Here is a 24,392-nt window from a genome sequence, read left to right as displayed (position 1 = left end):
AGCTTACATCAGTAAGTGACTGGGGCGAGCGCACGCAGCCAACGCACCTGCAATTTGAAGGATGACGGAAAAGCCTACAATTCTTGCCTTGACGACCATGAGTATGCTCTGGACAATCCAGCCTCTATATTCCGCAGAGGATATTTATGGAAGCCTGGATTCAACACCTGTTTTCGCAATCGCTGGAGTACGCGCTGATCGCCGTTGCGCTGGTGACTTTCCTTGAGTCGCTGGCCTTCGTGGGATTGCTGTTGCCGGGCACGGTATTAATGGCCAGCCTTGGGGCGCTGGTCGGCAGTGGACAAATTGGTCTTTACCCGGCGTGGGCGGCAGGTTTTGCTGGCTGCCTGATCGGGGATTGGGTTTCGTATGGCATCGGCTGGAAATTTCAGGGGCCGCTGCATCGTTGGAAATACATACAGAAATACAAGGGCTTGCTGGATAAAACCGAACATGCATTGCACCAGCACAGCATGCTCACCATTTTGGTGGGGCGTTTTGTTGGGCCGACGCGTCCGCTGATTCCGCTGGCGGCCGGCATGCTGGAGCTGCCGGTGCGCAAGTTTCTGCCGCCTAACCTGATTGGTTGTATTCTCTGGCCACCCGCTTATTTGATGCCGGGCATTCTGGCGGGCGTGGCGATTGACGTGCCGCAGGCCGCGCAGGGCGGCAGCTTTAAGTGGTTGCTGTTGCTGGTGGCGCTGCTGCTGTGGATCGGTGGCTGGCTGCTGTGGCGCTGGTGGCGCAGCGGAAAAACCGTCGATTGGGCAACGAAATATCTGCCGACTGCGCGCCTGCGCTGGCTGGCTCCGCTGATGGCGGCAATTGGTTTGGGCGCGTTTATCGCTATCCAGTTCCATCCAATGATGCCGATCTTCCGTCACCTGCTGTGGAAAGTCTTCTTCGCTTAACGCGATGTCACGCCAAGGATGGCGGCCGCCTCACTTTCACCACGCACCAAACTCTCAGTGCTGCCATCCCAATAGATGCGCCCATCGACGATCACCAAACTGCGCGGCGCAATTTGCTGAGCATCTTCCAGACTGTGCGACACCATCAATAAGGTGATGTTGCGGCTTTCGCATACCGAACGAACCAGTTGCAGCATCTCGTTGCGCAGCGCCGGATCCAGCGCTGAGAAAGGCTCATCCAGCAGCAAAATCGGCTGATTGCGCAGCAGGCAACGCGCCAATGCCACGCGCTGACGCTGGCCACCGGAAAGTTCGCCAGGCAAACGCGCGAGCATTGTCTGCAGGCCAGTTTGCTCGGCGATAGCCACGACTTGCTGCTGCTGTTCACGCGTCAGTTTCAGGCCCGGATGTAGCCCCAGCGCCATGTTTTGCTGCACCGTCAGATGCGGAAAAAGGTTGTTCTCCTGGAACAGCATGGAAACCGGACGCGCCGACGGCACGCTGTGAGTATGATCGACGTCGTTCATCACCAGCGCGCCTTGATTGATCGGCAAAAAACCGCCAATTAGACTCAGCAAGGTACTTTTCCCCGCGCCGCTCGGACCGAGGATCGCCAGACGTTCACCGGCCTGCGCCGCAAAACTGAAGCGCATCGGCAGATGCTGATAAAGGTAAGTGAGGTTATTCAGTGTCAGCATGGCGACCCGGTAATTTTTCCATCAGAGTAAAGAGTAGCAAGCAGAGCAGCAGCAGCAGTAGCGCAGTGACGGCGCCGTCCGCACCGCGATAGGCGCCAATCTGCTGGAACAGATAGAAGGGCAGCGTGCGGAAATCGGCGCTGCCAAACAGCGCGACCACGCCGAAATCGCCAATCGACAGCACGCAGGCAAACGCCAGCGCCTGAGCAATTGGACGTTTCAGCGCGCGCAGCTCAATCAGCCGCAAACGGTTGAAGCCGGAGATGCCGAGTGAAGCGCAGAGCTGGCTGTAACGGGCGCTGATATCGCGCATCGGATTCTCCAGCACTTTCATGGCGTAAGGGATGGCGATCAGGGCATTAGTAAAGATCACTAAACCATCGGCGCGCTGCGGCAGACCGACGGTGGCGTTGAACAGCAGGAAGAAACCGCTCGCCAGCACAATGCCCGGCATCGCCAGAATTAGCATGCCGCTCATCTCCATCGCCTGCGCCGCTATCACGTTGTGGCGCTGTCGCAGTTCGCGGCTGCTCCACAGCAGCATCATGGTCAGCACCACGCAAAGCAGGCCAGCACCGATGGCGATGCGCAGCGAGGTAAAGGTGGCTTGCCACAGCGCCGCTTGTTGCAGTGCACCGGCGACGCCGCCGCGCAAACCATCGACGATTACCGCCGCCAGCGGCGGTAAAAGCAGCAGCAGCGCCAAGCCAATCAATACAGTATCGCTGATGCGCGCCTGCCATGAATCCTGCGGATCGCGCCAGCCGCGAATGTTCTGGCTGCCGGTGGGAATGGCTTTGCTAAAGCGCTGGCTCAGCAACACCAGCAGCAAACAGCAACCGAGCTGTAACAGCGCCAGCAGCGCCGCGCGGCCCGGATCGTAGTCGAAATTCAGCGCCTGATAGATCGCCAGTTCCAGCGTGGTGGCCTGCGGTCCGCCGCCCAGCGCCAGCACCGTGGCGAAGCTGGCGAAACAGAGCATAAAGATCAGCGCCGCCGTCGGCAGAATCTGACGGCGTAGCCACGGCCATTCCAGCCAGCGAAACAGATTCCAGCCACGCAGGCCAAGCTGGGCGGCGACTTGCCGCTGCTCGCCGGGAATGCTCTCCAGCGCCTGTAACAGCAGGCGCGTCGCCAGCGGCAGGTTAAAGAAGACGTGCGCCAGCAGAATGCCCTGCAGGCCGTACGGTGAAAAGTGGTAGTCAAAGCCAATGGCCGCGCACAGTTGTGCCAGCCAGCCGCTGCGACCATACACGCTGAGCAAGCCAAACACCGCCACCAGCACCGGCAGCACCAGCGTCATGGCGCACAGGCGCAGCAACAGGTTGCGACCGGGAAAACGACGGCGATAGAGGGCGCGGGCCAGCAGGATTGCGGGCAGCACCGACAACAGCGCCGACAACAGCGCCTGCTCAAACGAGAACAGCAGCACATGATGCAGATAACTGTCGTCGAGCAGCGCACGCCAGTCGGTGGCCGGCGCAACCATCACCAATGCGCCAAACGCCAGCAGCGCCACCGCGCACAGCAACAGCGCGATGGCGCTACCGGGAATTAACCAGCCGGGCATTAACGGCTAACGGCGCTTTGCCATGCGCTGATCCACGCGGCGCGATGGTCGGCCACTTCAGTTGGCGTGAATTGCAACGCCTTGGCGGGCACCTGCAAAGCTTGATAACCGGCTGGCAGTTCGCTTTTGATCACCGGATACATCCAGTTGCCGGTGGGAATGGTCTGCTGGAAGGCCGGAGAAACCATAAACTGCATGAACTGCTGCGCCAGCTTGGGCTGTTTGCTGCTGGCGAGCTGCGCGGCAACTTCCACCTGCAAATAGTGGCCTTCGCTAAATTCGGCGGCGGCGTAGTTCTCTTTCTTCTCTTCGATAATGTGATAAGCCGGAGAAGTGGTGTAGCTCAACACCAGATCGCCTTCGCCCTTCAGGAACAGGCCGTAAGCTTCACTCCAGCCTTTGGTGACGGTAACGGTTTTTTGTGCCAGCTTCTGCCATGCGTCAGACGCATTGTCGCCATAGACTTTCTGCATCCACAGCAGCAGGCCAAGGCCCGGCGTGCTGGTGCGCGGATCTTCATAAATCACGCGCCATTTTTCCGGGCTTTCGACCAGTTCTTTCAGGCTTTTCGGCGGATTCTTCAGCTTGTTTTTATCGTAGACGAAGGCGAAGTAGCCATAATCGAACGGGATGAAGGTGTCGTTGTGCCAGCCATCTGGCAACGTTAGTGCCTTGGTATCAACGCTGCTTTTGGCAAACAGGCCGGTTTTCTCTGCTGCCTGCACCAGATTGTTATCCAGCCCCAGCACCACATCAGCTTTGCTGTTTTTGCCTTCCATGCGCACACGATTGAGCAGCGATACGCCATCTTCCAGCGCTACGTACTTCAGTTCGCAGCCGCACTGCGCTTCAAAGGCTTTTTTTACCGCTGGACCGGGGCCCCAATCGGCAGAGAACGAATCGTAGGTGTAAACGGTGAGAACCGGTTTGGCGGCGAAAGCCGGTGCCGCAACCAGCAGCAACACAGGCAAAACTTTGTTTAACACTTTGCGCTCCTTGAGGAGAAGATAAGGTCGAGTCGCAAAGGATCTGAGGAGTGAGACATCTCAAATCCCTACGCCGGTATTAGCCGGATCAGGTTCGACGGGTTTCTCTCAGCCCTGATTTCAAGGCACCCCGTTGAGAACGGCTCATTCTAGACATTTATATGACAGCGCGAAAGGATCACAGCTCCGGCGGCGCAAACCAGGCTGATTTGAAGTCAAACCAGCCGAGCGTATTGAGACGCACGCCGCGCATACTGCGCTGTCCTTCCAGCAGCAGCCAGTGATGGAACAGCGGATGCAGATAGTCGCTGTCGATCAGCTGTTTACTCCAATCCGCCAAGGGTAAATCCTTTTGCCGCCAGCGCGCGGCATCGGCTTGCCAGTCAATGGGGATGCAGTGATGCATCAACGGCAGCTCAAACAGTTGGGCGAACAGCGCGTACTCCAGCGGCAAGGTAAAGTTGACGCTGCCGAGCCAGATGTCACTTTCACCTTCGCCCTCGAACCACTCTTCGTAGCTCACAACGCGGGTGATTAGCTCAACACCTTGCTGCGCCAGCAGCGGTCGCAGCGCGTTGGCGATACCTTCATGCTCAACGTGATGGCTGTACCAGCTCAGCGTCAGTTGGGTTAAACCTGCTGGCTTGTCGGCGGGCGTGAGATCGCGGCGATGGTGCCAGCGTGGCAGCAAGCCATAAGCGGGGAACCAGTAACGCTGATAGCCGACGCCAGCATGATTCAATAAGGCGATTGGATTAAACAGATAACTCACCCAGCGGCGGAAATGCGCATCGCGGCCCAATGCGGAGCGCTGATCGTAAAGCAGAAAGTAGCAGCCTTCTTCCAGACGGCTCTCTTCCGATTTTTCATCGGCGGTTTCGCCTTGCAGTTTGACTCCGGCGTACACCAGTTCATCGCTGATCTCCGGCAGCACCCAAATTGACACATCGTCAATCAGCGCGCGATAGCCAAAGTAATCATCGAAAGCGGCGATCTTCAGCTGCGTTTGCTGATTGCGCACCACGCTGTACGGGCCGGTGCCAATCGGCTGGCGGGCAAACTGACGCAGCGTTGGCCATTCGCGCGGCAGGATCATCGCGCTGACGCTGGCCAGCAGCCATGGCAACCAATCGTCCGGCTGGCTCAGATGGATATCCAGCGTCCAGGGCGCGGGCGAATCCAGTTTACTGATGTGAGAAAACAGCGGCTGGCTGCGCACGCGTTCCAGCGAAGCAATCACATCCTCCATTTCCAGCTCACGACCATGATGAAAACGGATCGCCGGGCGCAGGAAGAAGCGCCACTGCAGCGGCGAGGTTTGCTGCCAGTGATGGGCGATATCGGGTTCGATTTCCCCCTTTTCCTCATTTATGCGCATCAGGCCGTTGAAAATTTGTCGCGCCAGATGGGTTTCCGAGCGGCGCAGCGGCGAACCGGGCAGCAGATTGGGCAGCGGACGGTAATAGAGTACGCGCAGAATGTGTTTGCCCTGGCGGAAGCTGCGACCTAAATGCGCCGCGATCATTTGGCGCACCTGATTTTTATCACCCACCAGCTGCACTAACTGTTCGATGCGATCCTGCTCCAATAGATCCTCAGCACGCTGCTGCTGGAGCGCCAGGCCGGTATAGCAGAAACTCAGCATCGAGCGCTTGCCGCGTCCCGCTTCCGCCTGCCAAATCAGCCAGCCTTCACTCTGCATGGCGTTAAGCAGGTTACGCATATGCCGGCGCGAGCAGTGCAGCAGATCCGCCAGCTCGTTGAGCGTGGTTTCCTGATCCTGCCCCTGACAGCTTTGCCATAAGCGGATGAATTGCTGCTGCAAACGTGATGAGGACATAAAAGGGGAACTCCTTGTCAGAATCGCTCAGTTTTTCCTGCCTCATATTAGAGGCATACTGCACGGTAATGGAAGAGCGGGAGGCATTCAGCAACGAATGGCGCTCTGCCAGCGGTTCCGCCGACGTGGAACCTCTTTCTGAGTAGGGTGCATTTTCACCGCCAGCAGCGCTTTATCTGCTGGCTTTTTTCGTTTTGCTGTAGAATCTTCTACCCTCATTTCTCTACCTTTTTTTATCCGCAAAGGGATTTCTGCATGAAATCGCTGTTAACGCGTCAACGTCGCATCAATCCGGTCTATCTCTCATTTATGGCAGTGTCGTTTATGACCGGCGTGGCCGGTGCGCTGCAGGCGCCGACGCTGAGCCTGTTTCTGACGCGTGAAGTGCAGGTGAGTCCATTCTGGGTCGGCTTATTCTTTACCATCAATGCGATCGCCGGGATTGTGATTAGCCTGCTGATGGCGAAACGCTCCGATAACCAGGGCGATCGCCGCAACCTGATTCTGTTTTGCTGCCTGATGGCGACGCTGAATGCGCTGCTGTTTGCCTTCAATCGCCACTATTTAACGCTGGTGACGCTGGGCGTGTTTTTGTCGGCGCTGGCCAGCGTGTCGATTCCGCAGGTGTTCGCCCTCGCGCGGGAATATGCCGATCAATCAGCGCGCGAAGTGGTGATGTTCAGCTCGGTGATGCGTGCGCAGCTGTCGCTGGCGTGGGTGATTGGGCCGCCGCTGTCGTTTGCGCTGGCGCTCAACTACGGCTTTGTGACGCTGTTTTGCGTGGCGGCGGGGATTTTCCTGCTGAGCATGCTGCTGATCTGGCGTACCTTGCCGTCGGTGCCGCGCGTGGTGGCATCGCCTGAAGAGGTGCTGACGCAGCTGAGCCCGTGGAAAGACAGCCAGGTGCGGTTGCTGTTTATCGCCTCCGTCACCATGTGGGCGTGCAACACCATGTATATCATTGATATGCCGCTGTATATCAGCTCTACGCTTGGCCTACCGGAGAAGCTGGCGGGATTGCTGATGGGCACTGCCGCCGGGCTGGAGATTCCAATCATGCTACTGGCCGGGCATTACGCGCGGCGCACCGGCAAACGCAAACTGATGCTGCTGGCGCTGGCGGCGGCGATTGTGTTTTATCTCGGATTGGTGATGTTCCAGTCGCGTACTGCATTGATGGTGCTGCAACTATTCAACGCTGCCTTTATCGGCATCATCGCCGGGATTGGCATGTTGTGGTTCCAGGATTTAATGCCGGGCCGCGCGGGTGCGGCGACGACGCTATTCACCACCTCGATTTCCACCGGCATGATCATCGCTGGCATCATTCAGGGCACCATGAGCGAGCGCTTTGGTCATGAGTCGGTTTACTGGCTGGCGTTGGGACTGGCGGTGTTAGCGTTGGGATTGGCGTCGCGCGTGCGGGATGTATAAAGGAGAAGGGCGACATCACGTCGCCCTTGTTGCCTTAGCGTAAGAACGCGGGCTGATTGGTTTCGTAGCTGGAGATTGACGCTTCGTGTTGCAGCGTCAGGCCAATGCTGTCGAGACCGTTGATCATGCAGTGACGGCGGAAGCTGTCGATTTCGAAGCTATATGTCTTATCGTCTGCAGTAACAGTTTGCGCTTCCAGATCCACGGTGAAGCTAACGCCCGGCTGCGCAGCGACCAGTTTGAACATCTCATCCACTTCTTTATCACTCAACTTCACCGGCAGCAGCTGGTTGTTGAAGCTGTTGCCATAGAAGATGTCGGCGAAGCTTGGCGCGATCACCACATGGAAACCGAAGTCGGTCAGCGCCCACGGCGCGTGCTCACGCGATGAGCCGCAGCCAAAGTTCTCACGCGCCAGCAAAATGCTGGTGCCTTTGAACTCAGGTTTGTTCAGCACAAAGCTGGCGGTTGGCACGGTGCCCGCATCATCTTCAAAACGCCAGTCGTGGAACAGGTGCGCGCCAAAACCGGTGCGCGTCACTTTCTGCAGGAACTGCTTAGGAATGATGGCATCAGTGTCGACGTTGGCCGCATCCAATGGCGCCACAATTCCGCTGTGTTGAGTAAATTTGTTCGCCATGGTTTACGCTCCCTGAGTCAATTCACGAATGTCGGCAAAACGACCGGTCACGGCAGCCGCAGCGGCCATCGCCGGGCTCACCAGATGCGTACGTCCACCGCGGCCCTGACGGCCTTCAAAGTTACGGTTGCTGGTTGATGCGCAACGTTCGCCCGGATTGAGGCGGTCATTGTTCATTGCCAGACACATCGAGCAACCCGGTAAACGCCATTCAAAACCGGCTTCGAGGAAGATTTTGTCCAGACCTTCAGCTTCGGCTTGTGCTTTCACCGGACCGGAACCTGGTACCACCATCGCTACTACGCCCGGTGCCACTTTGCGACCTTTAGCAATCGCAGCAGCGGCACGCAGATCTTCAATACGTGAGTTGGTGCAGGAACCGATAAACACTTTATCGATCGCCACGTCAGTCAGTTTGATGCCTGGCTGCAGATCCATATACGCCAGCGCTTTCTCAGCAGAAGCGCGCTCAACCGGATCGGCAAAGGATTGTGGATTCGGGATCGCTTGATCAACCGCCATCACCTGGCCTGGATTGGTGCCCCAGGTCACTTGCGGGGCGATATCTTCGGCGTGCAGCGTGACGATGCTGTCGAATTTGGCATCGCTGTCGGACTTCAGCGTGCGCCAGTAAGCGACAGCTTGTTCCCACTGCTCGCCCTTCGGCGCGAACTGCTTGTCTTTGAGGTAAGCGAAAGTGGTGTCATCCGGCGCAACCAGGCCCGCTTTAGCACCCATTTCAATCGCCATGTTACACAGCGTCATACGGCCTTCCATGCTCAGCGCTTCGATCGCTGGGCCACAGAATTCGACAACGTGACCGGTACCGCCAGCGCTGCCGGTTTTACCGATGATCGCCAATACGATGTCTTTGGCAGTGATGCCCGGCGCAGCTTCGCCCAGCACTTCAATCTTCATGGTTTTCGCGCGGCCCTGTTTCAGGGTTTGGGTGGCAAACACATGCTCAACTTCGGAAGTACCAATACCGAATGCCAGTGAACCGAACGCGCCGTGGGTGGCGGTGTGGGAATCGCCGCACACGATGGTCATGCCCGGCAACGTCATGCCTTGCTCTGGCCCAATCACGTGCACGATGCCCTGGAACGGGTGATTCAGGTCATACAGCTGAATGCCGAACTCAGCACAGTTCTTGATCAGCTCTTGCATCTGAATACGCGCCATCTCGCCAGACGCATTAATATCTTTGGTCTGCGTCGAAACGTTGTGATCCATGGTGGCGAAGGTTTTCGACGGCTGGCGCACTTTGCGGCCGTGCGCGCGCAGGCCATCAAAGGCCTGCGGTGACGTCACTTCATGGATCAGATGGCGATCGATATAGAGTAACGGGGTTTCGTTAGGCGTTTCGTGGACGACATGTGCATCAAATAACTTCTGGTATAAGCTTTTCATTTTATTATTTTTCCTCGGCGATGAAACCGGCAATGATGCTGCCCATCTCATCTGTGCTCACGGCCTTGCCGTCACCGGCCAAATCACGGGTACGATAACCCGCTTCCAACGCGCGGCTGACAGCGCGTTCAATGCTTGCGGCTGCTTCATCCGCATTCAGGCTGTAACGCAGCAGCAGTGACAGCGACAGAATTTGCGCAATCGGGTTGGCAATGTTCTGACCGGCGATATCCGGTGCGGAACCGCCCGCTGGCTCAAACAGGCCAAAACCTTCTTCGTTCAGGCTGGCAGAAGGCAGCAAGCCCATCGAACCGGTAATCATCGCGCATTCGTCTGACAGGATGTCGCCAAACAGGTTAGAACACAGCAGCACGTCAAACTGTGATGGATCTTTAATCAGCTGCATGGTGGCGTTATCGATATACATGTGGCTCAACTGCACATCCGGATAATCTTTTGCCACTTCGTTGACAATCTCGCGCCACATCACGGAAGTCTGCAACACGTTGGCTTTATCGATTGAGGTAACGATGTTGCGGCGCTTACGCGCTGATTCAAACGCGATACGCGCAATGCGCTCGATTTCGAAACGGTGATAAACCTCAGTATCGAAAGCGCGCTCATGTGGGCCGCTGCCTTCACGGCCTTTCGGCTGACCGAAGTAGATGCCGCCGGTCAATTCACGCACGCACAGGATGTCGAAACCGCGCTCGGCGATATCGCTGCGCAGCGGGCAGAACGCTTCCAGACCTTTATACAACGCCGCAGGGCGCAGGTTGCTGAACAGCTTGAAGTGCTTACGCAGCGGCAGCAGCGCGCCGCGCTCAGGTTGCTGTGCAGGCGGCAGATGTTCCCATTTCGGGCCTCCTACCGAACCAAACAGAATCGCATCCGCTTGCTCTGCGCCAGCAACGGTAGCCGGTGGCAGCGGTTCACCATGACGATCGATGGCGATACCGCCAACATCATATTCGCTGGTGGTGATACGCATGTCGAAACGCGTACGAATTGCGTCGAGAACTTTCATGGCCTGCGCCATCACTTCCGGACCAATTCCGTCGCCTGGCAATACCGCGATATGAGAAGACTTAGACATAGTTACACCGTTTCCTTCTGATCTTTAAATTTACGCTGCAGTTCTTTTTCCACCTGCTTAGCACGCCAAATATTGTTCAACGCGTTCACCATCGCTTTCGCCGATGATTCGACGATATCGGTCGCCAGGCCAACGCCGTGGAATTTACGACCGTTGTAGTTGACCACGATATCGACCTGACCCAGCGCGTTCTCGCCGTGGCCTTTTGCCGTCAACTTGTAGTTGATCAGTTCGGCTTCAAAGCCGGTGATGCGGTTGATCGCCTGATAAACCGCATCAACCGGACCGTTACCGGTTGCGGCGTCCGCTTTGGTCTCTTCACCGCAGCCTAACTGCACGGAGGCCGTCGCGGTCACGCTTGAGCCGGTCTGCACGTTGAATTCGTTCAACTGGAAATATTCTGGCTCTTCGTTCTGCTTGTTAATGAAGGCTAACGCTTCCAGATCGTAATCGAAGACTTGGCCTTTCTTGTCGGCCAGCTTCAGGAAGGCGTCGTACAAGGTGTCGAGGTTGTAATCAGACTCTTTGTAACCCATCTCTTCCATGCGGTGTTTCACCGCTGCGCGGCCAGAGCGGGAAGTCAGGTTCAGCTGGATTTTGTGCAGGCCGATAGATTCCGGCGTCAGGATTTCATAGTTTTCGCGGTTCTTCAGCACGCCATCCTGGTGAATACCGGAAGAGTGGGCGAAGGCGTTAGAACCGACCACCGCTTTGTTGGCTGGAATCGGCATGTTGCAGATTTGGCTAACGGTTTGGCTGGTGCGGTAGATTTCCTGATGATTGATGTTGGTGTGGACATTCATGATCTGCTGGCGGGTTTTGATCGCCATGATCACTTCTTCCAGCGCACAGTTACCGGCGCGCTCACCTAAACCGTTTAATGTGCCTTCAACCTGACGCGCACCGGCCAATACTGCGGCGATGGCGTTGCCGGTCGCCATACCCAAATCGTCATGGGTATGAACGGACAAGATGGCTTTATCGATGTTGGGAACGCGAGCCTCCAATTGGCCAATGATGTTGGCGTATTCGCCTGGCAAGGTGTAGCCAACGGTGTCCGGGATGTTGATGGTGGTTGCACCGGCATTGATCGCGGCTTCAACCATGCGGCACAAATCGTCGATTGGCGTACGACCGCCATCTTCACAGGAGAACTCAACGTCGTCGGTGTAGTTGCGAGCGCGTTTGATCATGTGCACCGCGCGTTCAATCACTTCCGGCAGCGTGCTGCGCAATTTGGTGGCGATGTGCATCGGCGAAGTCGCGATGAAGGTGTGAATACGGAACGCTTCAGCCACACGCAGTGATTCGTATGCGGCGTCAATGTCCTTCTCAACGCAGCGTGCCAGTCCGCAGACGCGGCTGTTTTTAATGGTACGAGCGATGGTTTGTACGGATTCAAAATCGCCTGGAGAGGAAACGGGGAAGCCCACTTCCATCACATCCACGCCCATACGTTCCAACGCCAGAGCGATTTGCAGTTTTTCTTTAACACTCAGGCTGGCCTGTAAAGCCTGTTCGCCATCACGCAGAGTGGTATCGAAAATAATAACTTGCTGGCTCATCGTAATCTTCCTTATGCATTAACGTTGCCGGTGCTACGAGCATAAAAAAACCCGCGCATTGGCGCGGGTTTCTTAAACTTCAGCAGGTTCGAATCAGTTATTGATTCCGCCCACGAGTCTACCGCGCAAACTGGATGCGTTTAGTAGTAGACCGAGTAGGCGGAAAGAATGAAACATGATTCAAACCTCGTAAATTTTTGGATGCACATATTGGTACTGGAATTGACGTGTGAAGTCAACCTTAAGTGCAAGGGTATTTCTGTGAGGTAAGAAGGGAGATGTGCTGTGATTTTTCAGCTGCGCAGAGCAATGGCATTAATTAGTAACAGGATAGGTGAATCCCTCCATTTAAAAAATCGTTTAGAAAATAGAATTTATTTTAACTGATTGATAATTATTGCCTTATGTCAACAATGCACATTGCTGGTAAAACAAGATTAGGCTTGTTGTTAAGAACAATATGATGTGAACAGGCCGTTTTATAGCTAATCACGCCAGAAAGTAATTATCACAAAAGATTGTGGACTGAGTGGTCAGGCAATATGAAAATCATATTTCTTAGAACACGCTGCAAATAATCTCTAAACCAGCATTTTCCTCTGTGGTTATGACAAAGCATTAGTTTAATCCTCGCAGGCAATAATCACGCATCAGTGCCTTTATTGCCGGATTGGGCGCGACGTGGCGTCCTGGCGTTTGCAGGTCGGGTTGTCTGCGGTTATGGTAATCGACCTACTCTTAAAAGAATTAACTCAAGTAGATTCCCTGTACCTGGAAGGCGGACAGAACGCCGCCTTCTGAGCATAAACATAAGGTTTTGATCTTAATTGGCGATCGGGGGCCGGATATCAGTGGCGTGCGGGAAACGCGAACGTCAGTGGATTCAGTCCCTCAAGCCTGGAGGCAGAAAATGGAGATGTTGTCAGGAGCCGAAATGGTCGTCCGTTCGTTAATCGATCAGGGCGTTAAGCAGGTATTCGGTTATCCGGGCGGAGCGGTGCTCGATATTTACGATGCGCTGCAAACGGTCGGTGGTATTGACCACGTATTGGTCCGTCATGAACAAGGCGCGGTACACATGGCCGATGGCCTTGCGCGTGCGACCGGTGAAGTGGGCGTGGTGCTAGTGACTTCCGGTCCGGGCGCCACCAACGCGATTACCGGTATTGCAACCGCCTATATGGATTCGATCCCGATGGTGATTCTGTCGGGTCAGGTGCCTTCGTCACTGATTGGTTACGATGCGTTCCAGGAGTGCGACATGGTCGGCATCTCCCGTCCGGTGGTGAAGCACAGCTTCCTGGTGAAAAACGCCGAAGAGATCCCAACCGTGCTGAAAAAGGCCTTCTGGCTGGCAGCCAGCGGTCGTCCGGGGCCGGTGGTTATCGATCTGCCAAAAGACATTCTTAACCCAGCTAACAAATTGCCATACGTCTGGCCGGAAACGGTGAGCATGCGCTCTTACAATCCGACCATTCAGGGCCATAAAGGACAGATCAAGCGCGCGCTGCAAACGTTACTGGCAGCACACAAGCCGGTGATTTACGCCGGCGGCGGGGCGATTATGTCGGGCTGCGAAGCAGAATTGCTGCAGCTGGCTGAGCAACTGAATATTCCGGTGACAACCTCGCTGATGGGCTTGGGCGTGTTCCCTGGCACGCATCGTCAGTGCATCGGCATGCTGGGTATGCACGGCACTTACGAAGCCAACATGACCATGCACAACGCCGATCTGATTTTCGGTATTGGCGTGCGTTTTGACGACCGCACCACCAACAATCTGGCGAAGTACTGCCCGAACGCTACCATCATGCATATCGATGTCGATCCAACGTCGATCTCCAAAACCGTTAGCGCGGACATTCCGATTGTCGGCGATGCGAAGCAGACGTTGGCGCAGATGTTAGAGCTGCTGGCGCAAAGCGATGCGAAGCAGGAGCTTGATAGCCTGCGCGACTGGTGGCAGACCATTGAAGGCTGGCGTGGCCGCAAGTGTCTGGAATTCGATCGCACCAGTGACAAAATCAAGCCGCAGGCTGTCATCGAAACCATCTGTCGTTTGACCAAAGGCGAAGCTTACGTCACCTCTGACGTCGGTCAGCATCAGATGTTTGCCGCACTTTATTACCAGTTCGACAAGCCGCGTCGTTGGATCAACTCCGGTGGCTTGGGCACCATGGGCTTCGGCTTGCCTGCTGCGCTGGGCGTGAAGATGGCGCTGCCGGATGAAACGGTTATCTGCGTGACCGGCGATGGCAGTATTCAGATGAACATTCAGGAGCTGTCGACCGCGCTGCAGTACGATTTACCGGTGCTGGTATTGAACCTCAACAACGGCTTCCTCGGCATGGTTAAGCAGTGGCAGGACATGATTTATTCCGGCCGTCACTCGCAGTCTTACATGCAATCGCTGCCTGACTTCGTGCGTCTGGCGGAAGCTTATGGTCATGTGGGTATCTCCATTGCGCATCCTGCGGAGCTTGAAGAGAAGCTGCAGCTGGCATTGGATACGCTGGCGAAAGGCCGTTTGGTATTTGTGGATGTAAATATTGACGGCAGCGAGCACGTTTACCCGATGCAAATTCGTGGTGGTTCGATGGATGAGATGTGGTTGAGCAAAACGGAGAGGACTTAATTATGCGTCGTATTTTATCTGTTCTGCTGGAAAACGAATCCGGCGCATTGTCCCGAGTAGTGGGACTGTTCTCTCAACGTGGTTACAACATCGAAAGCCTTACTGTCGCGCCAACCGATGATCCGACCTTGTCACGCATGACGATTCAAACGGTTGGTGACGCGAAAGTGCTGGAGCAGATCGAGAAGCAGCTGCACAAGCTGGTGGACGTGTTACGTGTCAGCGAGCTGGGGCAGGGCGCTTACGTTGAGCGTGAAATCATGCTGGTGAAAATCCAGGCCAGCGGTTACGGCCGTGAAGAAGTGAAGCGCAGCGCGGAAATTTTCCGTGGTCAGATTATCGATGTCACGCCAACGCTTTACACGGTTCAGCTGGCAGGCACCAGCGATAAACTCGACGCGTTTCTTAACACCGTTCGCGACGTAGCAGAAATTGTTGAAGTGGCTCGTTCAGGAATCGTGGGTGTATCGCGCGGCGATCGCGTAATGCGTTAATCACCTTAAGTAACGATTTCATCTGATTCTAACCCGGCGAAATGCTGGGTTTTTTTATTTTATGCGCTTATCCAGGATGCGAGAGAAAAGCGGTTGCTCGGCGTAGTGTTCTGCGGTTAGATGTTACAAATGTTTTACCCATAGCTACTCTGCGGATATTTTCGCCAGCGCTGGCTTATCAGAATTAAGGTGTCACCGTGAAACTGGATGAAATTGCGCGCCTGGCAGGCGTGTCGCGCACCACGGCCAGCTATGTAATCAATGGCAAAGCGCGGCAGTATCGTGTCAGCGAAAAAACCGTCGAGAAAGTGATGGCGGTGGTGCGTGAACACAACTATCACCCGAATGCCGTCGCGGCTGGGCTGCGTGCCGGACGCACGCGTTCAATTGGTCTGGTGATCCCTGATTTGGAAAACACCAGTTACACGCGCATTGCCAACTATCTGGAACGTCAGGCGCGTCAGCGCGGTTATCAGCTTTTGATTGCCTGCTCGGAAGATCAGCCGGACAACGAAATGCGCTGCATCGAGCATCTGTTACAGCGTCAGGTTGATGCCATCATCGTTTCAACTTCTCTGCCGCCAGAGCATCCGTTCTATCAGCGTTGGATCAACGATCCTTTACCGATTATCGCGCTGGACCGCGCGCTGGATCGTGAACACTTTACCAGCGTAGTCGGTGCCGATCAGGATGATGCGCAGGCGCTGGCGGCTGAATTGCGTCAGCTACCGGTGAAAAACGTGCTGTTCCTTGGGGCGCTGCCGGAATTGTCGGTGAGTTTCCTGCGTGAACTCGGCTTCCGCGATGCGTGGAAAGACGACGAACGGCCCATTGATTACATCTATTGCAACAGCTTCGATCGTGCCGCCGCTGCCACGCTGTTTGAGAAGTACCTCGAAGATCATCCGATGCCAGAAGCGCTGTTCACCACGTCGTTTGGGCTGCTGCAGGGCGTAATGGACGTTACGTTGAAGCGTGATGGCCGCCTGCCAACCGATCTGGCAATTGCCACCTTTGGCGACCACGAATTGCTGGATTTCCTCGAATGTCCGGTACTGGCGGTGGGGCAGCGTCATCGCGACGTGGCTGAGCGCGTGCTGGAACTGGTTTTGGCCTCGCTGGATGAACCGCGTAAACCGAAACCGGGTTTAACCCGCATTCGTCGTAATTTATTCCGCCGCGGACAATTAAGCCGCCGCGCTAAATGAAATGTTGGGCAGTTCGCTGCCCAGCGTTAATTTAACCTGCAGATATTTCCTGCGAACCTTCCGGCGTAAATAAGCGTAAATAATCGCCAATCCAGCTAACAATTTAACCTTGCTGACTTTTCTTAATTGTTTACATCTCCAGCAGCGAGGCGTAGCAGAGCTGGCGCGATGATGCTGGGCTTCCTTTCAGAAATCCCCTAAAATGCCGCCGTCGTCGCAGATTGCAGGGCAAATATAATTCCGCGTAAAAGCGCTTTATTTTTCGCCATTTTACAATGTGCGAAAATTTTTATTCAATTATTCATCAGGTTAATTTTTTATTTTGCGAATCCATGTCGATTAATTCCCTCACTGATTAATTTCACCCGATGTAAATAGTGATATTCACTTGCCGTTGCGGCTTGACAAGGATTTCATCGGCTCCGTAAACTCGTTTCGTGGTAAAAAGTGGGATAAAGTGGTGAAAACGGGTGATTGAGGGGTAAGGCTGGCATGTTCCGTGGAGCAACGTTAGTCAATCTCGACAGCAAAGGACGATTAGCAGTACCAACGCGCTATCGTGAATTGCTTGTCGCAGAGTCTCAGGGGCAAATGGTATGCACCATTGACCTCCACCAGCCATGCCTGCTGCTTTATACCCTGCCCGAATGGGAAATAATTGAGAAAAAGCTGTCTCGCTTATCCAGCATGAATCCAGCCGAGCGTCGCGTACAGCGACTGCTGTTAGGACATGCCAGTGAATGCCAGATGGATAATGCGGGTCGTTTGTTGTTGGCGAACACGTTACGCCAACACGCCGGCCTGACCAAAGAAGTGATGCTGGTTGGACAGTTCAACAAGTTTGAGCTGTGGGATGAACAGACCTGGTATCAACAAGTTAAGGATGATATTGACACAGAACAGTCGGCTCAGGAGCCTTTATCTGAGCGGTTGCAGGACTTGTCGCTATAGCTATGCAGGAAAATTTCAAACACACCACAGTGCTGCTGGATGAGGCGGTAAACGGCCTCAATATCAGGGAAGACGGCATTTATATCGATGGCACTTTTGGTCGCGGCGGTCACTCGCGCTTAATCCTTTCTCAGCTTGGCGAGAAAGGGCAACTGATAGCGATTGATCGCGATCCGCAAGCGATAGCCGCAGCCGCTGAGATAAACGATCCGCGTTTTTCGATCGTGCACGGACCGTTTTCGGCATTAGCGGAATACGTCGAAGAGCGCGGGCTGACTGGCAAGATCGATGGCGTTCTACTCGATCTGGGCGTCTCTTCACCGCAATTGGATGATGCCGAGCGCGGTTTTTCCTTCATGCGTGATGGGCCGCTGGATATGCGTATGGACCCAACGCGCGGGCAATCAGCCGCTGAATGGCTGATGAGCGCGGAAGAGGCAGATATCGCTTTCGTGATCAAAACCTACGGTGAGGAGCGTTTCGGTAAACGTATTGCGCGTGCCATCGTTGAGCGCAACCGTGAACAGCCGATGACGCGCACTAAAGAGCTGGCAACGGTGATTGCCGCCGCGATGCCCGTCAAAGACAAATTTAAGCATCCGGCAACGCGTACTTTTCAGGCGATTCGTATCTGGATCAACAGTGAGCTGGAAGAGATCGATACCGCGCTGAAAGGGGCATTATCGGTTCTCGCGCCAGGCGGCAGGTTGTCGATCATCAGCTTCCACTCACTGGAAGATCGCTTAGTGAAGCGCTTTATGCGCGATCAGAGCCGCGGTCCGCAGGTGCCAGCAGGCATTCCGATGACCGAGTCGCAGCTCAAAGCTTTAGGCGGACGTGAACTGAAAACGCTGGGCAAGCTGATTCCTGGTGAAGCTGAAGTGAACGAAAACCCACGTGCGCGCAGTTCGGTATTACGTATCGCGGAGCGAACGGCGTCATGATTGGCAACGAGCGCCACAGCTTACCCGGTGTTATCGGTGGAGACCTGCTGCGATTTGGCAAGATCCCGCTGTTGCTGCTCATAGCAGTGCTGGTGTCTTCGGTGATCGTCGTGACCACCACGCACAAGACGCGCCTGTTAACGGCGCAGCGTGAACAGCTGGTGCTGGAGCGTGATGCGCTCGATATCGAATGGCGCAACCTGATTCTTGAAGAGAACGCACTGGGCGATCACAGCCGCGTAGAGCGGATAGCAACCGATAAACTGCAAATGCAGCATGTTGATCCTTCGCAGGAAAATATTGTGGTGCAGAAATAAGGAATCGCAGAACTCAATGAGTGGCGCAGGCAAAACGCTGAAGTTAAAAAAACAAGAAGATAAGGCCAGCTTTGTAAGCTGGCGCTTTGCGTTACTGTGCGGGTGCATTTTACTGGCGCTGGGCGGACTGCTGTCGCGCGTAGCATGGCTGCAGGTGATCAACCCTGACAAGCTGGTGAAAGAGGGCGATTTGCGTTCGCTGCGCGTGCAATCGGTGCCAACCGCGCGCGGCATGATCAGCGATCGTGCCGGTCGTCCACTGGCGGTGAGCGTGCCGGTAAATGCGATCTGGGCCGATCCGAAAGAGCTGACTGAACACGGTGGCGTCTCGCTGGATAGCCGCTGGAAAGCGCTGTCTGATGCGTTATCGATTCCTCTTGATCAACTCGCTGCACGCATCAACGCCAACCCGAAAGGGCGCTTTGTCTATCTGGCACGCCAGGTAAATCCGGCGATTGGCGAGTACGTGAAAAAGCTTAAGCTGCCGGGCATCTATCTGCGTGAAGAGTCGCGCCGCTACTATCCGGCGGGCCAGGTTACCGCACACCTGATTGGTTTCACCAACATTGATGGTCAGGGCATCGAAGGCATAGAAAAGAGCTTCGACAAATGGCTGACTGGCGCACCGGGCGAACGTACGGTGCGTAAAGACCGCAACGGCCGCGTCATTGAAGATATCTCCTCGGTAGACAGCCGCGCCGCGCACAACCTCACGTTGAGCATTGATGAACGTCTGCAGGCGCTGGTGTATCGCGAACTGAACAACGCCGTAGCGTTCAACAAAGCCGAATCAGGCACCGCCGTGCTGGTGGATGTGAACACCGGCGAAGTGCTGGCGATGGCGAACAGCCCCGCTTACAACCCGAATAATCTCAGCAATACGCCGAAAGACGTGATGCGTAACCGCGCTATTACCGACATCTTCGAGCCAGGTTCCACCGTGAAACCGATGGTGGTGATGACGGCTTTACAGCGCGGTGTGGTGAAAGAGAACAGCGTACTGAACACTGTGCCGTACCGCGTCAATGGTCATGAGATCAAAGACGTGGCGCACTACAACGAATTGACCCTTACCGGGGTTTTACAGAAGTCGAGTAACGTCGGGGTTTCACGTTTGGCGTTAGCGATGCCCTCCTCAGCACTCGTAGATACTTACGCGCGCTTTGGGCTGGGTAAACCGACCAATTTGGGGCTGGTCGGGGAAAGTAGTGGCTTATACCCTCAAAAACAACGGTGGTCTGACATAGAGAGGGCCACCTTCTCTTTCGGCTACGGGCTAATGGTAACGCCGTTACAGTTAGCGCGAGTCTACGCAACCATTGGCAGTTACGGCATCAATCGCCCGCTGTCGATCACCAAAGTTGACCCGCCGGTAGCGGGTGAGCGCGTTTTCCAGGAAGACCTGGTGAAAACGGTGATGCACATGATGGAAAGCGTTGCGTTGCCTGGCGGCGGTGGGGTTAAAGCCGCCATTAAGGGCTATCGCATTGCCATCAAAACCGGTACCGCCAAGAAGGTTGGACCGGATGGACGTTACGTCAACAAATACATTGCTTATACCGCAGGCGTTGCGCCTGCCAGCCGTCCTCGTTTTGCGCTGGTGGTGGTGATCAACGATCCCCAGGCCGGTAAATATTATGGTGGTGCGGTTTCTGCACCGGTGTTTGGCGCCATCATGGGCGGCGTGTTGCGTACCATGAATATCGAACCTGATGCGCTGCCGACAGTTGATAAGAACGAGTTGGTGAAGAATAGAAGTGAGGAATCAAGTGACAGATCGTAACCTGCGCGACTTACTGGCCCCGTGGGTGCCGGGTGCGCCGGCGCGTCCACTCCGTGACATGACACTAGATAGCCGTGCTGCGGCTTCTGGCGATCTGTTTATCGCCGTGGCGGGCCATCATGCTGATGGACGTCGTTTTATTCCGCAGGCTATTGCACAAGGTGTAGCGGCAGTGATTGGCGAAGCCGAAGGTGAAGCCAGCGATGGAGATATCCGTGAGATGCATGGCGTCCCGGTTATCTACCTGGCGCAGTTGCAGCAGCGTCTCTCTGCACTGGCCGGACGCTTTTATCAGCAGCCTGCAAGCAAACTGAAATTGATTGGTGTTACCGGCACCAACGGTAAAACCACCACCACGCAACTGATGGCGCAGTGGGCCAATTTGCTGGGTGAAACCGGCGCAGTGATGGGCACCGTTGGCAACGGCCTTTACGGTCAACTGGTGGCCACCGAAAACACCACCGGTTCTGCGGTGGATGTGCAGCATGTTCTGAATGATTTAGTCGGGCAGGGCGCAACCCTGACGGCGATGGAAGTCTCCTCACACGGTTTGGTGCAGCATCGCGTTGCAGCCTTGCCGTTTGCGGCCGCAGTGTTTACTAATCTGAGCCGCGATCACCTCGATTATCACGGTGATATGCAGAGCTATGAATCGGCTAAATGGTTGCTGTTCTCTGAGCATCAAGTCGCTGAAGCCATCATCAATGCTGATGATGAAGTGGGCCGTCGCTGGCTGGCGAAATTGCCGGATGCGGTGGCGGTCACCATGGAAGACAATCTGCAATCGGGCTGTCATGGCCGCTGGCTCAAAGCCACGGCGGTGGATTATCACGATGGCGGTGCGCACATCCAGTTCAGCTCCAGCTGGGGCAACGGCGAGTTTGATAGCCGCCTGATGGGGGCTTTCAACGTGAGCAACTTGTTGCTGGCGTTGGCTACGCTGCTGGCGCTGGAGTATCCGCTTGATGCGCTGGTCGCCACGGCGCCGCAGCTGCAGCCGGTGTGTGGTCGCATGGAAGTGTTTACAGCGCCAGAAAAACCTACCGTGGTTGTCGATTACGCTCACACGCCAGATGCGCTGGAAAAAGCGCTGGAAGCGGCGCGTCTGCACTGCAAAGGTCAGTTGTGGTGCGTGTTTGGCTGCGGTGGCGATCGTGACAAGGGCAAACGTCCACTGATGGGCGCGATTGCTGAGCAATTCTCCGACATCGTGGTGATCACCGACGATAATCCGCGCAGCGAAGAGCCGATGGCGATTGTGAATGACATTCTCACCGGCTTGCTCGATCCGGGCCGTGCGCGCGTGGTTTCCGGTCGTGCGCAGGCGGTCACCAACGCCGTGATGCAAGCCGGCGCGGATGACATCGTGTTGGTGGCCGGAAAAGGTCACGAAGATTATCAAATCATTGGCAACCGTCGTCTGGATTACTCCGATCGCGACACCGTCGCCCGTTTGTTGGGGGTGATGGCATGATTCCCGTTTCTCTCAACACGCTGGCTGAAATCAGCGGCGGTCAATTGCATGGTGCGGACTTAACAATTACCGATGTCACCACCGATACACGTAAAGTCACCGCCGGCAGCCTTTTTGTGGCGCTGGTGGGTGAACGTTTTGATGCTCACGATTTCGCTAACGATGCCATTGCTAACGGCGCGCAGGCGCTGCTGGTAAGTAAGCTGCTGAAGGTTTCTGTACCGCAGGTAGTTGTTGCTGATACGCGCATTGCTTTCGGGCAACTCGCTGCGTGGGTACGCCAACAGGCGAAAGCGCGCGTGGTCGCCTTGACCGGTTCATCCGGCAAAACCTCGGTGAAAGAGATGACCGCCGCGATTCTGCGTCAGTGCGGCGAAACGCTCTACACCGCAGGCAACCTGAACAACGACTTCGGCGTACCAATGACGCTGCTGCGTCTCACCAAAGAACATGCTTATGCGGTGATCGAACTGGGTGCCAACCATCAAGGTGAGATTGCATACACCACCGATTTGGTGCGTCCAGAGACCGCTCTGGTTAATAACCTGGCCGCCGCCCATCTGGAAGGCTTTGGTTCGCTGGCCGGTGTGGCGAAAGCCAAAGGCGAGATTTTTGGCGGCTTGCCGGTACACGGCACCGCGATCGTCAACGCCGACAGCAACGATCTGGTCAACTGGCAATCACAGTTTGTGGATAAAACCCTGTGGCGTTTCTCGCCGCAGCCGATGGCTGATGCAGAGTTCCGCGCCAGTGAAATCGTGCTGCGTGCCGATGCCACGCTGTTCACGCTGCATACGCCACGCGGTGATATCGCCGTGGAGTTGCCGCTGCCAGGCCGTCATAACATCGCAAATGCGTTAGCCGCTGCAGCGCTGGCGTTGTCGGTGGATGCGCCGCTAACGGCGATTCAAACAGGTCTTAAAACCTTGCAACCTGTTCCTGGTCGACTATTCCCGATTCGTCTGGCGGCCAATCAACTGCTGCTGGATGACAGCTACAACGCCAACGTTGGTTCTATGACGGCTGCCGCGCAGGTGCTGGGCGATATGCCGGGTTACCGCGTGATGGTGGTGGGCGATATGGCTGAGCTGGGCGATGAAGCAGAACTGTGTCATCGCCAGGTGGGCGATGCGGCCAAAGCAGCAGGCATTGATTGCGTGCTGAGCACCGGAACTCTGAGCCAGTTGATTGGCGAAAACAGCGGCAAATGCGAGCATTTCGCCACTAAAACCGCGCTGACTGAACGTTTACGCACATTGCTGTCCGAACATCAGGACATCACTATTTTGGTTAAAGGTTCACGTAGTGCCGCCATGGAGCAGGTAGTACAGAGCTTACAGGAGAAAGGAACATGCTAGTCTGGCTGGCCGAACATCTGGTCGCATTTTATTCCGGCTTTAACGTCTTCTCGTATCTGACGTTTCGCGCCATTGTCAGCCTGCTGACCGCCTTGTTCATTTCTCTGTGGATGGGTCCGCGCCTGATTGCCTGGCTGCAGAAACTGCAGATCGGCCAGGTGGTACGTAACGACGGTCCAGAATCACACTTCAGCAAGCGTGGCACGCCAACCATGGGCGGCGTGATGATCCTCACCTCTATCACCATCTCGGTGCTGATGTGGGCCTATCCGTCCAATCCATACGTCTGGTGCGTACTGGTGGTACTGGTTGGTTTTGGCATCATCGGCTTTGTGGATGACTATCGCAAAGTGGTGCGCAAAGACACTAAAGGGCTGATCGCGCGCTGGAAATACTTCTGGATGTCGGTGATTTCGCTGGCCGTTGCATTCGCGCTGTTTATCGCCGGTAAGGATACGCCTGCGACGCAGCTGGTGGTGCCGTTCTTCAAAGACATCATGCCGCAGCTGGGACTTTTCTACGTGGTGCTGGCCTACTTCGTGATTGTCGGTACCGGCAACGCGGTTAACTTAACGGACGGCCTTGATGGCTTAGCCATTATGCCAACGGTGTTCGTGGCAGCAGGCTTTGCGCTGGTGGCGTGGGCGACCGGTAACGTCAAGTTTGCCGAATATCTGCACATTCCTTATTTACGGCACGCGGGTGAATTGGTGATTGTCTGCACCGCGATTGTCGGAGCCGGACTCGGATTTTTGTGGTTCAACACCTATCCAGCGCAAGTGTTCATGGGCGATGTCGGCTCACTGGCGCTGGGCGGCGCGCTCGGCACTATCGCCGTGCTGCTGCGTCAGGAATTCTTGCTGTTAATCATGGGCGGCGTGTTTGTGGTCGAAACGCTGTCGGTGATTCTGCAGGTGGGATCGTTCAAGCTGCGCGGTCAACGCATTTTCCGCATGGCGCCGATTCACCATCACTATGAATTGAAAGGCTGGCCGGAGCCGCGCGTCATCGTGCGCTTCTGGATTATTTCGCTGATGCTGGTGCTGATTGGCCTGGCAACGCTGAAGGTACGTTAATC

21 protein-coding genes and 1 riboswitch are annotated in these 24,392 nt (G+C 55.5%); of the genes, 12 read left to right on the top strand and 9 right to left on the bottom strand.

Annotation, left to right across the window (positions count from 1 at the left end):
• Positions 1 to 146 precede the first annotated feature (146 nt).
• Positions 147 to 911, top strand: coding sequence for a DedA family protein (locus FHW71_RS11515; RefSeq protein WP_008108634.1), 765 nt, complete (start codon positions 147 to 149; stop codon positions 909 to 911).
• On the opposite strand, the gene thiQ is transcribed toward FHW71_RS11515, so the two are convergent.
• From thiQ to sgrR, 4 genes are all read right to left on the bottom strand, one after another.
• Positions 908 to 1,609: a thiamine ABC transporter ATP-binding protein ThiQ gene (thiQ, locus tag FHW71_RS11510; protein ID WP_061723453.1), complete on the bottom strand. Its 702-nt coding sequence runs from the start codon at positions 1,607 to 1,609 to the stop codon at positions 908 to 910. The genes FHW71_RS11515 and thiQ overlap by 4 nt on opposite strands.
• A complete protein-coding gene (gene thiP, locus FHW71_RS11505) occupies positions 1,593 to 3,179 on the bottom strand; it encodes a thiamine/thiamine pyrophosphate ABC transporter permease ThiP (protein ID WP_179451958.1) in 1,587 nt (528 codons plus the stop codon). The genes thiQ and thiP overlap by 17 nt, the downstream gene beginning before the upstream one ends.
• Positions 3,179 to 4,165: a thiamine ABC transporter substrate binding subunit gene (thiB, locus tag FHW71_RS11500; RefSeq protein WP_179451959.1), complete on the bottom strand. Its 987-nt coding sequence runs from the start codon at positions 4,163 to 4,165 to the stop codon at positions 3,179 to 3,181. Before thiB ends, thiP begins: the two co-directional genes overlap by 1 nt.
• Before the next feature lie 47 nt (positions 4,166 to 4,212).
• A riboswitch (TPP riboswitch) is annotated at positions 4,213 to 4,308 on the bottom strand.
• A 35-nt stretch (positions 4,309 to 4,343) separates the two neighbouring features.
• A complete protein-coding gene (gene sgrR, locus FHW71_RS11495; RefSeq protein WP_179451960.1) occupies positions 4,344 to 6,005 on the bottom strand; it encodes an HTH-type transcriptional regulator SgrR in 1,662 nt (553 codons plus the stop codon).
• Between the two features lie 255 nt (positions 6,006 to 6,260).
• On the opposite strand from sgrR, the gene FHW71_RS11490 reads away from it, so the two are divergent.
• Positions 6,261 to 7,439, top strand: coding sequence for an MFS transporter (locus FHW71_RS11490; RefSeq protein WP_179451961.1), 1,179 nt, complete (start codon positions 6,261 to 6,263; stop codon positions 7,437 to 7,439).
• Positions 7,440 to 7,473: 34 nt separating this feature from the next.
• Here FHW71_RS11490 and leuD read toward each other — a convergent pair whose 3' ends face one another.
• The 5 genes from leuD to leuL form a co-directional block, all read right to left on the bottom strand.
• Entirely contained in the window at positions 7,474 to 8,079 is a 606-nt protein-coding gene (gene leuD, locus FHW71_RS11485) for a 3-isopropylmalate dehydratase small subunit (protein ID WP_179451962.1), read from the bottom strand.
• 3 nt (positions 8,080 to 8,082) lie between these two features.
• Entirely contained in the window at positions 8,083 to 9,489 is a 1,407-nt protein-coding gene (gene leuC / locus FHW71_RS11480) for a 3-isopropylmalate dehydratase large subunit (RefSeq protein WP_008108626.1), read from the bottom strand.
• 4 nt (positions 9,490 to 9,493) lie between these two features.
• Positions 9,494 to 10,585 carry a 3-isopropylmalate dehydrogenase gene (gene leuB / locus FHW71_RS11475; RefSeq protein ID WP_008108624.1) on the bottom strand — a complete coding sequence of 364 codons (1,092 nt, stop codon included), beginning with the start codon at positions 10,583 to 10,585 and terminating at the stop codon, positions 9,494 to 9,496.
• A gap of 2 nt (positions 10,586 to 10,587) precedes the next feature.
• On the bottom strand, positions 10,588 to 12,150 hold the full coding sequence (gene leuA, locus FHW71_RS11470; protein ID WP_179451963.1) for a 2-isopropylmalate synthase: 1,563 nt from the start codon (positions 12,148 to 12,150) through the stop codon (positions 10,588 to 10,590).
• Positions 12,151 to 12,243: 93 nt separating this feature from the next.
• The gene (gene leuL / locus FHW71_RS24130; protein ID WP_099686952.1) at positions 12,244 to 12,327 is read right to left on the bottom strand and encodes a leu operon leader peptide; all 84 of its coding nucleotides are present in this window, start codon (positions 12,325 to 12,327) and stop codon (positions 12,244 to 12,246) included.
• A gap of 733 nt (positions 12,328 to 13,060) precedes the next feature.
• Between leuL and ilvI the strand changes: the two genes are divergently transcribed.
• The 10 genes from ilvI to mraY all read left to right on the top strand — a co-directional run bounded on the left by ilvI (position 13,061) and on the right by mraY (position 24,390).
• Positions 13,061 to 14,785 (top strand): acetolactate synthase 3 large subunit, encoded by a 1,725-nt coding sequence (ilvI, locus tag FHW71_RS11460; RefSeq protein WP_008108621.1) that lies wholly within the window; start codon positions 13,061 to 13,063, stop codon positions 14,783 to 14,785.
• Positions 14,786 to 14,787: 2 nt separating this feature from the next.
• Complete coding sequence (gene ilvN, locus FHW71_RS11455; protein ID WP_007885011.1) at positions 14,788 to 15,279, top strand: acetolactate synthase small subunit; 492 nt, start codon at positions 14,788 to 14,790, stop codon at positions 15,277 to 15,279.
• 197 nt (positions 15,280 to 15,476) lie between these two features.
• Positions 15,477 to 16,487, top strand: a complete 1,011-nt coding sequence (gene cra, locus FHW71_RS11450; protein ID WP_061718128.1) for a catabolite repressor/activator — start codon at positions 15,477 to 15,479, stop codon at positions 16,485 to 16,487.
• 492 nt (positions 16,488 to 16,979) lie between these two features.
• Positions 16,980 to 17,438, top strand: coding sequence for a division/cell wall cluster transcriptional repressor MraZ (gene mraZ, locus FHW71_RS11445; protein WP_007885013.1), 459 nt, complete (start codon positions 16,980 to 16,982; stop codon positions 17,436 to 17,438).
• Positions 17,439 to 17,440: 2 nt separating this feature from the next.
• Positions 17,441 to 18,382 carry a 16S rRNA (cytosine(1402)-N(4))-methyltransferase RsmH gene (gene rsmH, locus FHW71_RS11440; RefSeq protein ID WP_008108618.1) on the top strand — a complete coding sequence of 314 codons (942 nt, stop codon included), beginning with the start codon at positions 17,441 to 17,443 and terminating at the stop codon, positions 18,380 to 18,382.
• Positions 18,379 to 18,699: a cell division protein FtsL gene (gene ftsL, locus FHW71_RS11435; RefSeq protein WP_008108617.1), complete on the top strand. Its 321-nt coding sequence runs from the start codon at positions 18,379 to 18,381 to the stop codon at positions 18,697 to 18,699. The genes rsmH and ftsL overlap by 4 nt, the downstream gene beginning before the upstream one ends.
• A gap of 16 nt (positions 18,700 to 18,715) precedes the next feature.
• Complete coding sequence (locus FHW71_RS11430; RefSeq protein WP_179451964.1) at positions 18,716 to 20,482, top strand: peptidoglycan glycosyltransferase FtsI; 1,767 nt, start codon at positions 18,716 to 18,718, stop codon at positions 20,480 to 20,482.
• A complete protein-coding gene (murE, locus tag FHW71_RS11425; RefSeq protein WP_179451965.1) occupies positions 20,469 to 21,956 on the top strand; it encodes a UDP-N-acetylmuramoyl-L-alanyl-D-glutamate--2,6-diaminopimelate ligase in 1,488 nt (495 codons plus the stop codon). Before FHW71_RS11430 ends, murE begins: the two co-directional genes overlap by 14 nt.
• On the top strand, positions 21,953 to 23,314 hold the full coding sequence (gene murF / locus FHW71_RS11420) for a UDP-N-acetylmuramoyl-tripeptide--D-alanyl-D-alanine ligase (RefSeq protein ID WP_179451966.1): 1,362 nt from the start codon (positions 21,953 to 21,955) through the stop codon (positions 23,312 to 23,314). Before murE ends, murF begins: the two co-directional genes overlap by 4 nt.
• Positions 23,308 to 24,390: a phospho-N-acetylmuramoyl-pentapeptide-transferase gene (gene mraY / locus FHW71_RS11415; RefSeq protein WP_008108613.1), complete on the top strand. Its 1,083-nt coding sequence runs from the start codon at positions 23,308 to 23,310 to the stop codon at positions 24,388 to 24,390. Before murF ends, mraY begins: the two co-directional genes overlap by 7 nt.
• The last annotated feature ends 2 nt before the right edge of the window (positions 24,391 to 24,392 follow it).

Source organism: Enterobacter sp. Sphag1F, assembly GCF_014193275.1.
Lineage (GTDB): Bacteria > Pseudomonadota > Gammaproteobacteria > Enterobacterales > Enterobacteriaceae > Pantoea > Pantoea symbiotica.
The sequence above is the reverse complement of the archived record's forward strand: the minus strand, read 5'-3'. Positions and strand labels throughout refer to the sequence as shown.